Source organism: Pseudarthrobacter sp. S3 (assembly GCF_050156905.1).
Lineage (GTDB): Bacteria > Actinomycetota > Actinomycetes > Actinomycetales > Micrococcaceae > Arthrobacter.
The window spans coordinates 875,913-889,574 of record NZ_CP189583.1 but is presented as its reverse complement, the minus strand read 5'-3'; the positions used below and the strand labels follow the sequence as shown (position 1 = coordinate 889,574).

The 13,662-nt window shown below is 65.6% G+C and carries 15 protein-coding genes and 1 tRNA gene; 8 read left to right on the top strand and 8 right to left on the bottom strand.

What is annotated here, in order from left to right; all coding sequences use genetic code 11:
- Positions 1–123 precede the first annotated feature (123 nt).
- Entirely contained in the window at positions 124–777 is a 654-nt protein-coding gene (gene phoU / locus ACQCSV_RS04390) for a phosphate signaling complex protein PhoU (RefSeq protein ID WP_354154630.1), read from the top strand.
- A 147-nt stretch (positions 778–924) separates the two neighbouring features.
- Here phoU and ACQCSV_RS04385 read toward each other — a convergent pair whose 3' ends face one another.
- The gene (locus ACQCSV_RS04385; protein ID WP_354154631.1) at positions 925–1,671 is read right to left on the bottom strand and encodes a phosphoglyceromutase; all 747 of its coding nucleotides are present in this window, start codon (positions 1,669–1,671) and stop codon (positions 925–927) included.
- Positions 1,672–1,801: 130 nt separating this feature from the next.
- Here ACQCSV_RS04385 and ACQCSV_RS04380 point away from each other — a divergent pair, with 130 nt between their 5' ends.
- Positions 1,802–2,662 carry a class I SAM-dependent methyltransferase gene (locus ACQCSV_RS04380; RefSeq protein WP_354224109.1) on the top strand — a complete coding sequence of 287 codons (861 nt, stop codon included), beginning with the start codon at positions 1,802–1,804 and terminating at the stop codon, positions 2,660–2,662.
- Between the two features lie 73 nt (positions 2,663–2,735).
- Here the strand turns inward: ACQCSV_RS04380 and ACQCSV_RS04375 are convergent, their stop codons facing one another.
- Positions 2,736–3,086, bottom strand: coding sequence for a DUF2516 family protein (locus ACQCSV_RS04375; RefSeq protein WP_354154633.1), 351 nt, complete (start codon positions 3,084–3,086; stop codon positions 2,736–2,738).
- A 9-nt stretch (positions 3,087–3,095) separates the two neighbouring features.
- Positions 3,096–4,286 carry an aminotransferase class I/II-fold pyridoxal phosphate-dependent enzyme gene (locus ACQCSV_RS04370; RefSeq protein WP_354154634.1) on the bottom strand — a complete coding sequence of 397 codons (1,191 nt, stop codon included), beginning with the start codon at positions 4,284–4,286 and terminating at the stop codon, positions 3,096–3,098.
- Positions 4,287–4,339: 53 nt separating this feature from the next.
- On the opposite strand from ACQCSV_RS04370, the gene tmk reads away from it, so the two are divergent.
- From tmk to ACQCSV_RS04350, 4 genes are all read left to right on the top strand, one after another.
- On the top strand, positions 4,340–4,996 hold the full coding sequence (gene tmk, locus ACQCSV_RS04365) for a dTMP kinase (RefSeq protein WP_354154635.1): 657 nt from the start codon (positions 4,340–4,342) through the stop codon (positions 4,994–4,996).
- Positions 4,993–6,135, top strand: a complete 1,143-nt coding sequence (locus ACQCSV_RS04360; RefSeq protein ID WP_354154636.1) for a DNA polymerase III subunit delta' — start codon at positions 4,993–4,995, stop codon at positions 6,133–6,135. The genes tmk and ACQCSV_RS04360 overlap by 4 nt, the downstream gene beginning before the upstream one ends.
- A 21-nt stretch (positions 6,136–6,156) precedes the next feature.
- Positions 6,157–7,722 (top strand): alpha/beta hydrolase, encoded by a 1,566-nt coding sequence (locus ACQCSV_RS04355; protein ID WP_354154637.1) that lies wholly within the window; start codon positions 6,157–6,159, stop codon positions 7,720–7,722.
- Between the two features lie 95 nt (positions 7,723–7,817).
- Positions 7,818–7,890: transfer RNA gene (locus ACQCSV_RS04350), tRNA-Thr, on the top strand.
- 150 nt (positions 7,891–8,040) lie between these two features.
- Here ACQCSV_RS04350 and ACQCSV_RS04345 read toward each other — a convergent pair.
- Positions 8,041–8,532, bottom strand: a complete 492-nt coding sequence (locus ACQCSV_RS04345) for a hypothetical protein (RefSeq protein ID WP_354224107.1) — start codon at positions 8,530–8,532, stop codon at positions 8,041–8,043.
- Between the two features lie 63 nt (positions 8,533–8,595).
- Here ACQCSV_RS04345 and ACQCSV_RS04340 point away from each other — a divergent pair, with 63 nt between their 5' ends.
- Entirely contained in the window at positions 8,596–9,504 is a 909-nt protein-coding gene (locus ACQCSV_RS04340; RefSeq protein ID WP_426939197.1) for a hypothetical protein, read from the top strand.
- Positions 9,505–9,543: 39 nt separating this feature from the next.
- A complete protein-coding gene (locus tag ACQCSV_RS04335; RefSeq protein WP_354154640.1) occupies positions 9,544–9,729 on the top strand; it encodes a hypothetical protein in 186 nt (61 codons plus the stop codon).
- 3 nt (positions 9,730–9,732) lie between these two features.
- Here ACQCSV_RS04335 and ACQCSV_RS04330 read toward each other — a convergent pair whose 3' ends face one another.
- From ACQCSV_RS04330 to ACQCSV_RS04315, 4 genes are all read right to left on the bottom strand, one after another.
- The gene (locus ACQCSV_RS04330) at positions 9,733–10,212 is read right to left on the bottom strand and encodes a hypothetical protein (RefSeq protein ID WP_282330000.1); all 480 of its coding nucleotides are present in this window, start codon (positions 10,210–10,212) and stop codon (positions 9,733–9,735) included.
- A gap of 8 nt (positions 10,213–10,220) precedes the next feature.
- Positions 10,221–10,898 carry a bacterial proteasome activator family protein gene (locus tag ACQCSV_RS04325; RefSeq protein ID WP_354154641.1) on the bottom strand — a complete coding sequence of 226 codons (678 nt, stop codon included), beginning with the start codon at positions 10,896–10,898 and terminating at the stop codon, positions 10,221–10,223.
- An 83-nt stretch (positions 10,899–10,981) separates the two neighbouring features.
- Positions 10,982–11,173: a YbdD/YjiX family protein gene (locus tag ACQCSV_RS04320; RefSeq protein ID WP_354154642.1), complete on the bottom strand. Its 192-nt coding sequence runs from the start codon at positions 11,171–11,173 to the stop codon at positions 10,982–10,984.
- Positions 11,173–13,473 carry a carbon starvation CstA family protein gene (locus ACQCSV_RS04315; RefSeq protein ID WP_354154643.1) on the bottom strand — a complete coding sequence of 767 codons (2,301 nt, stop codon included), beginning with the start codon at positions 13,471–13,473 and terminating at the stop codon, positions 11,173–11,175. The genes ACQCSV_RS04320 and ACQCSV_RS04315 overlap by 1 nt, the downstream gene beginning before the upstream one ends.
- Positions 13,474–13,662 lie beyond the last annotated feature (189 nt).

Below are 13,662 nucleotides of genomic sequence, written 5' to 3'. Positions count from 1 at the left end.
CGTTCATCTACAAGCGACTTAACGTTTACCGGACGCTGACAGCGTTATACGTTGGAGTGCCGAATGGCGACAAGAGTTCCGTCTGCCACGTGAGGGGCGGAGTTCCAAAGAAAGGACGCCCACGTGCGTAAGGTTTTTCAGGAAGAGCTGACCCAGGTGGGTGAGCAGCTGGTGGAGATTTCGAAGCTGGTCAGCGAGGCAATGGGGAAGGCCGCTACGTCCTTCCAGGTTGCCGACGTTGATCTGGCGGAGGATGTCATTGCCGCGGACGCCCGTATCGACTTTTTGCAGACCAGTCTCGATGAGCGTGCCATCGATATCCTTGCCCTGCAGGGGCCGGTCGCCAGCGATCTGCGGATGATCGTGGGTTCCCTGCGCATGAGCGCTTCCCTGGAGCGGATGGGTGACCTGGCCCGCCACATCGCCCAGCTGGCCCGGCTGCGCTTCCCGTCGACTGTGATTCCTGCCTCCATGACGGAGACGTTTAACAAAATGGCCGAGCAGGACCAACTGATCGCGGACAAGCTCATTGTGCTGCTGGAGTCCCGGGACCTCGAAGTAGCCCGCGACATCCTCAAGGCCAACAGCACCATCGACGACCTTCACCTGAGCGTTTTCAAGGCGATCGCCGCGCCGGACTGGGCCGAGTCCCCCGCCACCACGGTGGATGTGGCCCTTGCGAGCCGCTACTTCGAACGCTTCGCCGACCACGGTGTGTCGGTGGCCCGCAAGGTCACATACCTGGTCACCGGCGAATGGCAGCCGCAGGGCTTCTAGCTACTCCGGAACCACATACGACGGCGGGTCGGTCACCTGCGGTGACCGACCCGCCGTCGTCAATTAACCGTCAACGCAGCGGGTTCTTCGGCCGGAGTGCGTCTAAGGGAGGAACGACCGAGCACTCGGCGAAGAACCTGCGGAGTCCTACTTCTTGCCCTGGTTGGCCACTGCCAGGATGGCTTCCGCAGCAGCGTCCGGGTCCAGGTAGGTGCCGCCCGGCTTGACCGGCTGGAAGTCCTCGTCCAGGTCGTAGACCAGCGGGATGCCCGTCGGGATGTTCAGGCCGGCGATGGCGTCGTCGCTGATGCCGTCCAGGTGCTTGACCAGGGCGCGCAGCGAGTTGCCGTGGGCGGTGACCAGGACCGTTTTGCCGTCCTTGAGGTCTTCCTTGATATCTGATTCCCAGTAAGGAAGCAGGCGGACCAGGACATCTTTGAGGCACTCGGTGCGGGGCAGTGAGTCGCCGAGGTCCGCGTAACGGGGGTCGCGGGCCTGGGAAAACTCGGAGTCATCGGCCAGGGGCGGCGGCGGGGTGTCGTAGGACCGGCGCCATTCCATGAACTGGTCCTCGCCGTATTCGGCCAGGGTCTGTGCCTTGTCCTTGCCCTGCAGGGCGCCGTAGTGGCGTTCGTTCAGGCGCCAGTCCCGCTTGACGGGGATCCAGCCGCGGTCTGCCTTGTCCAGGGCGCTGTTGGCGGTGTTGATGGCCCGCTTCAGGAGCGAGGTGTAGAGGACATCCGGGAGAAGATCGTTCTCAACCAGGAGCTCGCCGCCGCGTGCTGCTTCCTCGCGGCCCTGGTCGTTCAGGTCAACGTCCACCCAGCCGGTGAACAGGTTCTTGGCGTTCCATTCGCTGTGGCCGTGGCGCAGCAGAATCAGCTTGTAAGTCATGATTTTTATCCTAATTGATCTGCTGAGGCGCCGCCGGGCGTTACGTTCTGCAACGCGGGGTCACTTACGGCCCATGGCGGAGCGTTGGATGGGCCGTAAGTGACTCCGCGTTGGAAGATACAGTGGGGCGGTGGTGCAAAAAGCTGAACGGGTGGCAAACGCCCAGATCTCGGGCAGAACCGCCGGCGGGCCAGCCAAACCCGCCAAGCCAGGCACGCCTGTTGGAAACGTCACCCGGGGCACCACCAATCCCAACCGGATGCGGCGGGTGGACCGCTGGCTCACCGGCCCCCAGGCCTCGCGCCTGCGCGCCGCAGAAGACCCACTCGTGGTTGATCTGGGCTACGGTGCAACGCCGGCCACCGCCGTCGAACTCTTTGAACGCCTCCGCACCGTCCGGCCGGACGTGCGGGTGTGTGGCATCGAAATCGAGCCGGAGCGCGTCCGGGTGGCCAAAATGCTTGAAAGGCCGGGCCTGAGCTTCCAGGTGGGCGGTTTCGAGCTGCCGCTGCCCGGGCGCCCGGTGTTGGTCCGCGCGTTCAACGTCCTGCGGCAGTATGAAGAGGCTGACGTGGCGGGGATCTGGCGGCTGGTCCAGGGCCGGCTTGCCCCCGGCGGGCTCTTTATCGACGGGACCTGCGATGAGATCGGGCGGCGCGTGACGTGGGTTGCCCTCGACGCCGAGCGGCCGTTGTCCCTGAGCATGTCCGTGCGGTTCGGCAGCTTTGACCTGCCCTCGGAAATTGCCGAGCGGCTGCCGAAGGTGCTGATCCACCGCAACGTTCCCGGTGAGCCTGTTCACCGGCTGATGCAAGCCATGGACCGGGCCTGGCTGGAGTCGGCGCCGCTGGCGTCATTCGGTAACAGGCAGCGCTGGCACGCCATGTGCAAGGCACTGCTCGACAGCGGGTGGCCGCTTCAGGACGGGCCGTCGCGGTGGCGCCTGGGCGAACTGACGGTGGCCTGGGATGCTGTGGCGCCACTGGGTTAGGTGGCGGCCGGTGGTGGGCCCACGCCGGCAGGGTTCCCTCAGCGAGCTTGCGACCTGAGGGGGCCGGTGGGGACTACCAGCCGCCGTAGGGCCCCGTGTTGCGGCTGCCGCCGCGGCCCGCGTCCTTGACCGCCGGCCGGACGTCGGCGAGGTACACCGAGGCTGAAACCACGGCCGCGAGCCCAAAGAGGCCAAGTGTGCCGAAGATTCCGCCGCCACTGAAGAGCGAGATGGCGCCGATCAGGGTGGCGCCGCCGGTCAGTGCCAGCCAGAAGGTCTTGGTTCGTTTGCCCGTCGCTTCAAAGGCGGCGGACTTGTGCCTGACGCAGTCCAGCAGAGCCCACACTTCAAGTCCGAATGCCACCAGGGCAAGGATAAAAAACACTGCCAGCTCTACAGGCCGAATTATCAGTTCACCGTCCACCGTCCAAGCCTAGCGGCCCAGCGAGTCCAGTGCCTGCTTCAAATCGGCCCAGAGGTCCTCAATATTCTCAATGCCGACGCTCAGCCGCACCAGATTGTCCGGAACACTCAGCGGCTCAGCGGAGTGGCGGCGGCGCCGTTCGATCAGCGATTCCACCCCGCCCAGGGATGTGGCCGGGAGCCAGAGCTGCAGCGCGCGGACCAGCTTATCCGCGGCATCCGCACCGCTCAGGCCGGCAACGGGCGCGATCTGCACGCACACAATCGAACCGAAACCCGTCATCTGGGTCTTGGCCCGTTCGTGGCCGGGATCCGCGGGCAGGCCCGGGAACCGGATGCTGTCGATCAGTGGGTGCACGCTGAGGCGTTCGGCCAGGACCGCGGCGGATGCCTGCGACCTGTCAATACGCAGGGCAAGCGTCCGCAGCCCGCGCAGTGCCAGCCATGCCTCGAACGGCCCGGCAATACCGCCATGGATTATGCGGTGGTGCAACAGCGCTGCCCGGATGTCGGGGTTGGAGGTCACCAGGGCACCGAGGACGACGTCGGAGTGCCCGGCCAGGTATTTGGTCACCGAGTGAAGAACGACGTCTGAACCCAGGCTCAGCGGCTGCTGGACCAGCGGCGTTGAGAACGTATTGTCCGTGACCACAATGGCGCCCACCCGATGGGCCGCCGCAGTAAGTTCCCGGATATCGGCGATGCCCAGCATGGGGTTGGTGGGGCTCTCAAGCCACAGCATCCTGGCTGCCTTGGCGTCCGGGCCCTGCGGGGCGAGCTGTGCTTTGACCGCGTCTGTGTCCACGATATCCACCGTCCGCAGTTCCAGGAAGCCCTTCTGCGCCAGCTCCGTGGCCATCACCAGCGAGCCCGCGTAGCTGTGCGATGGCATCACCAGGACGCCTCCGGCGGGCAGTAGGGACAGCGCGGAACTGACGGCTGCGAGTCCGGACGCGTAGAGCAGACCGGGCAGGTCGGATCCTTCAAGCTGGCCCAGGGCCTCCTCAAAGGGATCCCAGGTGGGGTTGGAATAGCGGCCATAGCCCCGGTCCCCGTCGCCCAGCGCTCCTGTGCCGAAGTATGTCGAGGACAGCACGATGGGCGGGTTGACGGGCTCGTCCCGTTCACGCGGCGGCCGGCCGGCGGCAACCACCACGGTTTCGGCCGAGAGGGAGGCTGCGTACTGTTCCGGGAGACTCATGGAGAAAGCGTACTTGGACGTGCAGCGGTGTCCGAAGTCGGTAGTCTTGAGCAGTGACCACCAACAGCCCTGGATTTTTCATCGCCTTCGAGGGCGGCGACGGCGCCGGCAAGTCCACCCAGGCTGGCCGGCTTGCCGAAACCCTGGAAACACGTGGCCTGACGGTCCTGCGGACCCGCGAACCCGGCGGGACGCCCATTGGCGAAAAACTGCGCGCCCTGGTCCTGGACCACGGCCATGGCCACATCGACGCCCACACCGAGGCCCTCATCTTCGCCGCCTCCCGCGCAGCCCATGCCAGCCAGGTCATCCGCCCGGCGCTGGCACGCGGCGAGGTTGTCCTGACGGACCGCTATATTGATTCGTCCGTGGCGTACCAGGGGGCCGGCCGGGATCTGGGTGCCGATGCCGTGCGTACCCTCAACGAATGGGCGACGACGGGGCTGCAGCCCGATCTCACGGTGTTATTGGACGTGGATCCCGCTGACGGCCGCCGCCGCCGAACAGCCGGCGACGCGGCCGAAGACCGCCTTGAGTCAGAGGCCGATGAGTTCCATTCAACAATCCGCGGAGCGTTCCTCGCACTGGCCGCCGGCCGGCCGGCGGCCTATCTGGTCCTGCCGGCGGACCTGCCTGTCGCCGAACTGTCCGCGCGCATCCTCGCCCGGGTGGATACCCTGCTCGCGTCTGCAGGCAGGGGCGCCGCGTGACTGTCTGGGACGACCTTCAGGGCCAGCCCGCCGTCGTCGAACAGCTCCGGCAGGCCTCGCGGGGAGAGGGACTGACCCATGCCTGGCTGTTCACCGGCCCGCCCGGCTCCGGGCGTTCCAACGCCGCGAAGGCCTTCGCGGCGGCCCTCAACTGCGACCAGGACGACGTCGCCAGGCGCGGCTGCGGCGAGTGTCCAGCCTGCCTGACCATCCTCGGCGAAACCCATTCGGACGTGACCTACGTCAGGACCGAGAAGGTCACCATCACCATCGATGAAGCCCGCGACCTGGTCTCCAAGGCGGGCAACCGGCCCTCTTCCGGGCGCTGGCGCATCATTGTGGTGGAAGACGCCGACCGCATGGCCGAGCGGACCACCAACGTGTTGCTGAAGGCCATCGAGGAACCCACTCCGCGGACCATCTGGATGCTGTGCGCACCATCGCCCGCTGACGTCCTGGTGACCATCCGTTCGCGTTGCCGCACTGTGGCCCTGCGCCTTCCTCCGGCCGCCGACGTCGCCGCTTTGCTGGTCAAGCGCGACGGGGTGGATCCGGTCCTCGCCGAACGTGCGGCCCGCGCGGCGCAAAGCCATGTTGGGATCGCCCGCCGGCTGGCGCGGGACCCTGAGGCGAGGGAACGCCGGCTGGAAACCGTGAGATTCCCGCTGGGTCTGCGCGGTGTGACCGCGGCGGTGATGATGGCGGACAAGCTGGTGAAGATCGCCACCGCGGAAGCCAGCAGTTCCAATGAAGAGCGCGACGCCGCCGAGAGGGCTGCGCTGCTGGCCACCCTGGGCGCCCCGGAGTCAGGGATGCTCCCGCCATCGCTGCGCAGCCAGGTCAGGCAGCTGGAAGACGACCAGAAACGGCGGGCCAAGCGATCCATCACGGACTCCCTGGACCGGACACTGACGGACCTCCTCTCGTTCTACCGGGATGTGCTGATCATCCAGTTCGGGAACGCCGTGGAGCTGGTGAACGTTGAGCTCACGGGTGAGCTGGAGGAATTCGCTGCCCGGTCTGCCCCGGAGACCACCCTCGCCCGCATGGACGCGATCAACAAAGCCCGCCAACGAATTACCACCACTAACGTTGCTCCGCTATTGACCATTGAGTCGATGGCAGCCAGCCTGATCTAGCAACTACTAGGAGACCGCTCGATGACTGCACGCCCCCTGCCCGCACGCTCCCGATCCCTGGTGATTGGGCTGCGGGCTGCCGGCGCCCTGATCCTGGCCCTGACGCTGGCCTCGTGCAGCCTCCTGGGCGGGAATACCCCGGCCGCAGCCCCTCCCAGGGCCAAGGCAGACCCGTCCATCGTGGCGTCCGCGCCCGCCGGATTGGATGCTTTCTATGCCCAGGAGGTCGTGTGGGAGCCTTGCGAAAACGGCTTCCAGTGCGCCAAGGTCACCGTGCCCATGGACTACGCGAAGCCGGATGGCGACACGATCCAAATAGCTGCGCTGCGGGCTCCCAGCACGGGCAAGAAAACCGGCAGCCTACTGGTCAATCCTGGCGGTCCGGGCGGGTCAGGCTACGACTTCGTCAAGGATGCGGCAGGAACGCACTTCTCGCAGTCCGTCCGGGCCAGCTACGACCTGGTGGGATTCGACCCGCGCGGCGTCAAACGCTCCGCCCCGGTGACCTGCCTGACGGATGCCGAACGGGACGCGTCACGGGCCAAGGTCTACGCCCTGGATACCGACGCCGGGCTGGCCGCCGCGTTGGCTGACAACAAGGCCATCGCGGAGCAGTGCGCCGAAAAGACCGGGCCTGTACTGGGCCATGTGGACACGGTCAGCGCGGCCAAGGACCTGGACGTCCTGCGGGCTGTGGTCAACGACGCGAAGCTCAATTACCTGGGGTACTCCTACGGCACGTTCCTCGGTTCCACCTACGCCTCACTGTTCCCGGACAATGTGGGCCGGATGGTCCTCGATGGTGCCCTGGATCCTTCCATCAGCAACGAGGAGCTGACCAGCGGCCAGGCGGTGGCCTTCGAAAAGGCCATCAGGGCCTATGTGGCAAGCTGCCAGCAGGAATCCTCGTGTCCGCTCACCGGGAACGTGGACAGCGGCGTCCAACAGATCCGCGACATCATCAACGCCGTCCAGTCGACACCCAGGCTGGCCAAGGACGGCCGCCTGGTGAACGCCACGATGTTCGTCAGTGGCCTCATCACCCCGCTGTATAACGACCAGAGCTGGCCTGCCCTGACCCAGGCCCTGGAGGCCGCCACTACGGGCGACGTGAGCCTGATGCTCCGTCTGGCCGACCTCGGCGCTGACCGCGGCGCCGACGGGAAGTACACGTCCAACTCGACTTTCGCCTTTGGCGCCATCAACTGCCTGGACTACCCCATGGTGTCCGACACGGCAGCGATGCGCGCCGAACAACAACGGCTTATGCAGGCCTCCCCCACTCTGGGCTACTTCTTCGCCTACGGCGGCACCAACTGTTTGGACTGGCCGTATAAAAGCCTGCGGACTCCTGCCCCGGTGGAATATGCCGGCGAAGCCCCGATTGTAGTTGTCGGAACCACCGGAGACCCTGCCACCCCCGTGGAATGGGCGGCGTCCCTGCGCAAACAGCTGGGCAACGCCTCGCTGCTGACTTGGCAGGGAGAAGGCCACACCGCTTACGGCCGGGCCAACAGCTGCATCGAAGATGCCGTGGACAAGTACCTCGTGGACGGAACGGTTCCCACCGACAACACGGTCTGCTGACGTTTTTCGAACCCCATTTTGACCCGGGCGCAGGGACTCTATTACAGTTGACTCTTGCATGAACCGCCCGGTTACGCCGGATGAATTTGTGCGGTGCTTCCTTAGCTCAGTCGGTAGAGCGTTTCACTCGTAATGAAAAGGTCATCAGTTCGATTCTGATAGGAAGCTCGGGATAAACCCCCTAGAAACCAAGGTTTTTAGGGGGTTTTTCGCTGGTTAAACAGGGAAGCCGCTTACCGCCCAGGCGTGCCCTCCTGGAAGAAGCTGCCGTGCGGGAACCGCACGTGAAGCCCCCGCAGCTCGCCCGAACTTTCAGGTTTAGGGCACCGCTAGCCGCACCGGCGAAGCTTCCACAGGCCCGCCGCACTGGGCTGAGCCGCCCACCCGCTTCCAGTCCAGGTCGGCGTCCGTCTCGGCAATGACCTCGCCTGTGGCAGACAGCGCTTTCGCGGTCACATGGTCAGGGAAGCTCACATTGAACTGGAACCGCCAGGTATCGGCATCGATCCGTTCAGCGTAAAACGGGACCATGGCCGGCTGAGCTTCCGGTGCAAGAGAAGCCTCGGCATCCAGCGGTGTTGTCACGACAATACGCGGCACTGCTGTCCCGGGTTCCGGCCGCAACTCCGAGCACGCGCCATCAGCACACAGCGGCACGGTGCCTACCCGCGAGACATCACCCGACAATTCAACCGTGACGGAGTTGACCCACCCCATGGCCGGACAGACGTTCGAGCATCCCGCCACCGGAATACAAACGGCCAACATCAGAACCGCCAGCCGGACAATGAGCCCCCACACTCCTCTCATGCGGCCAGTCTAGGCTGTACGGCTTCCCGGCCGCGCCCAGCCGCTCCACCTATGATGGCGTGCATGGATGACAAAGCGCTGGCGGCTATCGCATTCGAACTGTACGCCCTGCCCTTCGAGGAATTTGTGGCTGCCCGGACGGCGGCAGCCAAGGCCTCCGCCGGTTCCGGAAAGGAGCTCCCGGCAGCCGTCAAGGCCTTGCCAAAACCATCAGTGGCGGCCTGGGCCGTCAACATGCTGGCCAGCCATGAGCCAGGAGTCCTCGCGCAGCTTGCCGAGCTCGGCCAAAGGATGCGAGGGGCCCAGGCATCCCTCGACGCCGCCGCACTGAGGGAACTGGCACGTGAGCGCCGCACCCTGCTGGGGATCGCCGTCGACACCGCCCGCGCCGTTGCCGAGCGCCAGGGGCGCACCATCAGCGCAACGATCGCGGCCGACGTCGGGCGGACCCTGCAGGCAATGACGGCCGACGAAGGGGCCACCGCCGCCGTCCAAAGCGGACTGCTGGTCCAGGCACTGTCCGCCGACGGCGTGGACACCGTAGAACTTGACGGGGCCGTGGCTCTTCCGGGCGCAGTGCCGGCGCCGGAACGCGGCGCCCGCAGGCCTGCGGACCAGCCACGGCTTAAGGCAGTCCGGGAGACTCCGCGGCCGGTGTCCCCCTCCGCCTTGGAGAATGCCAGCGCTGCCCTGGCCGAGGCCCAGGCTGCCGAGGCGGAGTCAGCCGGGCTGGCCGCGGACCGGCGGAGGCAGCTGGCGGATACGGAGGCGGAAGTTTCGGACCTGACCCGCGAAACACGTGAGCTGCGAGACAAACTCAGAGCCGCGGAAGAGCAGCTCGATAGTGCCAGGAAGAGTCTGGGCACGGCGGCAGCCGAGGCCAGGCAAGCGGCGCGGACAGCAGATAAGGCCAAGCGTTCAGCCATGCTCGCGCAGGAGCGGGTGCTCCGCCTTGGCAACACACGGGACTGATGAACGATTATTGTCAGACCCCGGTCGCAGACTGGATTTATGGAAAACCAACTTGCACAGGAATTTCACGTCACGTACTTCGACGCTGATTGCGGCCGGATCATCAGTGAAGGCTTCGATTCCCTTGAGGAAGCCGAGCATTTCGCCAGCCGGAACTGCGGCAGCGAGGAATCCTGGGCTGTCATCGACGCTGTTGCCGTCGGACAGGCCAGGATCGCCGCCTGACGGTTAGCCAGAAAGGCTCTCCGGCTGGCCACTGGCGGCGGCATCCTCGGCGAGCCGGCGTTCAGCGTCGGCCACCTGCTCAAACACCGATTCCGCACGGCGGCGCACCGAAGCCGCCCCTACCGGGACGGGACCGACGGCGAGCCTCAGCATAGCGGCAGCCTCGGCGGTGGTGGCCAGCGAATTGCCCGCCTTCGACAGCGACCGGTGTACACCTGCCAAGTCCCCGGGAATGTCCAGGCCTTCGCTGGGCGACTTCCGCTGGGCCTCGACGCAAACGACACGGACGCGTTCCATAAGCCCCGCCAGCTCGTTGGCTACTTCCACGAGTTCTGCGTAAAGCTGCTCGTCTTCGACACCTTCGAGGACCTGGTGATAGCGGTCCAGGCCCCGGTGGAAACGATCATGGGCGCGGCGCCAAAGGCCCTTCCCCAGCTCAGTATCGTCCTTGCGCCCTTGGCGGGCGGCAGAAAAGAATCCCACGCAGGAACCTAAAGGTACTGGCCGGGGCCGTGGTCCGGGTCCTCTGGCTGCCCGGACGGTACCGGACCAGAACGCTGGCCTGCGGCGGCCCGCTGAGGCTCGCCGTTCTCCCCGATAACCACACCAGGGGCGATCATGGTGCCCGGCGGAAGCTGCCTTAGGTGCAGCTGCGCGGCGGCCTGCTCCCGTGCCGCGTGCTGGGCCGCGATAGCCGTCTGAATGCCATGGAAGAGGCCCTCCAGCCACCCCACCAGCTGCGCCTGGGCGATCCGAAGCTCGGCGTCGGACGGCGTGGCGTTCTCCGGGAAGGGCAGGCTGATCCGTTCCAGCTCTTCAACAAGTTCCGGCGCCAGGCCATCCTCCAACTCCTTGATGGAACGCTCGTGGATTTCGGCCAGGCGTTCGCGCGCGGCGTCGTCCAACGGAGCTGACTTCACCTCCGCCAGGAGCTGGCGGATCATGGTGCCGATCCGCATGACTTTCGCGGGCTCGTCCACGAGGTCCTGCAGGTTGCTGCCTTTGGCGTTGCCGTTTGCCGCCGGGTCGGTACTGACCGGGCCAGGGGCGCCGGGACCGGCACCGGCTCCCGCCGGGCTGGCCGCGGCGGGCATGACCGGTTCGCCGTTGTCGAGGGTCCTGCCCTCAACGGGGACATCATCAGGCTGAGTGTCTGTGGGATCGCTCATGCGTTCATACTCTCACGAGCGGACGACTGCGCAGCCCAGTCGATGAAGCCGGCCAGCTGGTGAAGGCTGGCGGGCCGTCAACATCAGCAGCACCGGCCCTGCGGGTTGGAGTCCTGTCGGTCGGTCCGGTCGCGCCAGAACTCGCGTTCGGTCATCGGCGCTTCCGCGTGGCCGGAAGCGTTGTGGTGCTCCAAGTACTTCGTGTAGGCATCGGCGCCCATGATCCCTTTGAAGTACGTGGCGAACCCACGGAAACCACCGGCAACCGCACCCATCAGTGGTGCCCCGCCTTATCCAGCCGCTGATCGGCCGGCAGCTCGTCCCATTTCGCCATCAGTTCCCGTTCAGCCGGCGTCGGGATGAGTCCGGCGGGAGCAAAGACACGGGATGCCCTCGGACGGTCCTCGTTGTCCACCGTGGGCATACCTGCCGTGTGGTCGCGGAAGGCCTTGATAGTTGCCAGGATCGCGGCGACGATCACGATCAGGCTGAGCACCACAAACACAATGGACAGGATGCCCTGGATCATGGTGTTGCGTACCACTGCTTCCATGGCCGCCTGGGTCTTGGCGGAGCCGAAAGAGGTCTTGCCGTCGGCCAGCGCCTTGCTGAACGCGGCATTGTTGGCGAAGTAGCCCACCGCTGGCGTGGTGGAGAAGATCTTTTGGAAGCTGGCCGTAATGGTCACGACCGCAGCGAACGCCAACGGTACAACGATGATCCACAGGTACTTGAACGACCCCCGCTTGGCCGCGATGGCCATGCACACCGACAGCGCGATGGCTGCGAGCAACTGGTTCGAAATGCCGAACAGCGGCAGGAGCGTGTTGATGCCGCCGAGGGGGTCGGTGACGCCCATCATCAGCACAGCGCCCCAGGCCGCCACCATGACCGCGGTAGTGAGCCAGGCGCCGATCCGCCAGGAGTGTTCCTTGAACTTCGGGATGACGTTGCCGATCGAGTCCTGCAGCATGAACCGCGCGACGCGGGTGCCGGCGTCGACGGCGGTCAGGATGAAGAGTGCCTCGAACATGATGGCGAAGTGGTACCAAAAGGCCATCATGGCCGGTCCGCCAATGAACTGCTGCATGATGTGCGCCAGGCCGACGGCGAGGGTCGGGGCGCCGCCGGAACGGGAGATGATGCTCTGCTCGCCCACGTCCTTCGCGGTCTGCGCCAGCATGTCCGGGGTGAGGTTCACACCGGAGAGCCCCAGCGAGTTGACCCAAACGGCCGCCGTTTCCACGGTGCCGCCGGTCAGGGCCGCGGGGGCGTTCATCGCGAAGTAGATGCCGCGGTCGATCGACAGCGCCGCTACCAGGGCCATGATCGCAACGAAGGACTCCATCAGCATGCCGCCGTAACCGATGAACCGGGTCTGGCGTTCCTTCTCGATGAGTTTGGGCGTAGTACCGGAAGCGATGAGTGCGTGGAAGCCGGACAATGCGCCGCAGGCGATCGTTACGAACAGGAACGGGAAGAGTGCGCCGGAGAAGACCGGACCGTTGTCCCGGCTGGCGAACTCACTGAAGGCCGGAACGTTGATTTCCGGGCGCACCACGATGATGGCGACGGCAAGCATACCGATGACGCCGATCTTCATGAAGGTGGAAAGGTAGTCGCGCGGGGCCAGCAGCAGCCACACGGGCAGGATCGCGGCGATGAAGCCGTAGATAATCAGGCCCCAGGCGATGGTGACCTTGTCCAGGTGGAACATCGCGGCGCCCCATTCGGTGCCGGCGACGGCGCCGCCACCGATGATGGCGGCCATCAGCAGGACGAAGCCGATGATGGAGACCTCCATGACTTTGCCAGGACGCAGGTAACGCAGGTACACGCCCATAAAGAGGGCAATCGGGATGGTCGTGCCGACGGAGAAGACACCCCACGGGCTTTCGCCCAGGGCGTTGACCACAACGAGGGCCAGGATTGCAACGATGATGACCATGATGAGCAGCGTGGCAACCAGGGCCGCGGTGCCGCCAATGACGCCGAGTTCCTCGCGTGCCATCTGGCCCAGGGAACGTCCGCCGCGACGCATGGAAAAGAACATCACCAGGTAGTCCTGGACGGCGCCGGCGAAGACGACGCCGAGGATGATCCACATGGTGCCGGGCAGGTACCCCATCTGGGCGGCGATGACCGGGCCGACGAGCGGGCCGGCGCCGGCGATGGCAGCGAAGTGGTGGCCGAACAGCACGTTGCGGTCGGTGCGGACGTAGTCCTTGCCGTCAGCCTTGTATTCCGCGGGCGTGGCACGGCGGTCATCCGGCTTGGTGATGAGGCGTTCGATCACCTTGGAATAGAAGCGGTAGGCAATCAGATAGGTACAGACCGAGGCAAAGACGAACCAGATCGCGTTGACGGTCTCGCCACGGACGATCGCCAGCATGAACCAGGCGACGCCACCGAGCAGCGCGATGGCTGACCACAGTGCGATCTTGGCAGGGGTCCATTTCCTGTCTTCGGCCTCGCTGACGGCCGCATCCACGGCCGTTGGCGGAAGCTTCGGATCTGCGATCAGCGGCCCGCCTCCTTGCGCTTCTCTTACCGCGTCGTCAGGCCTGCTGACCATGTCTCTTCCTTGAGATTCTGTGCTTCGGTGGGTTGCTCAACGGCACCCTACCAACGCCACGCAGACGTGGAAATGGCATTGTGCACGCACCGAGTGCCATTTGCGGTGAACGGCGGGCTGCAGGCGCCGGGCGGCGCAAAAGCCCCCGTACAGGGTTTCCTGGACGGGGGCTTCAATGTCTGCTCGCAC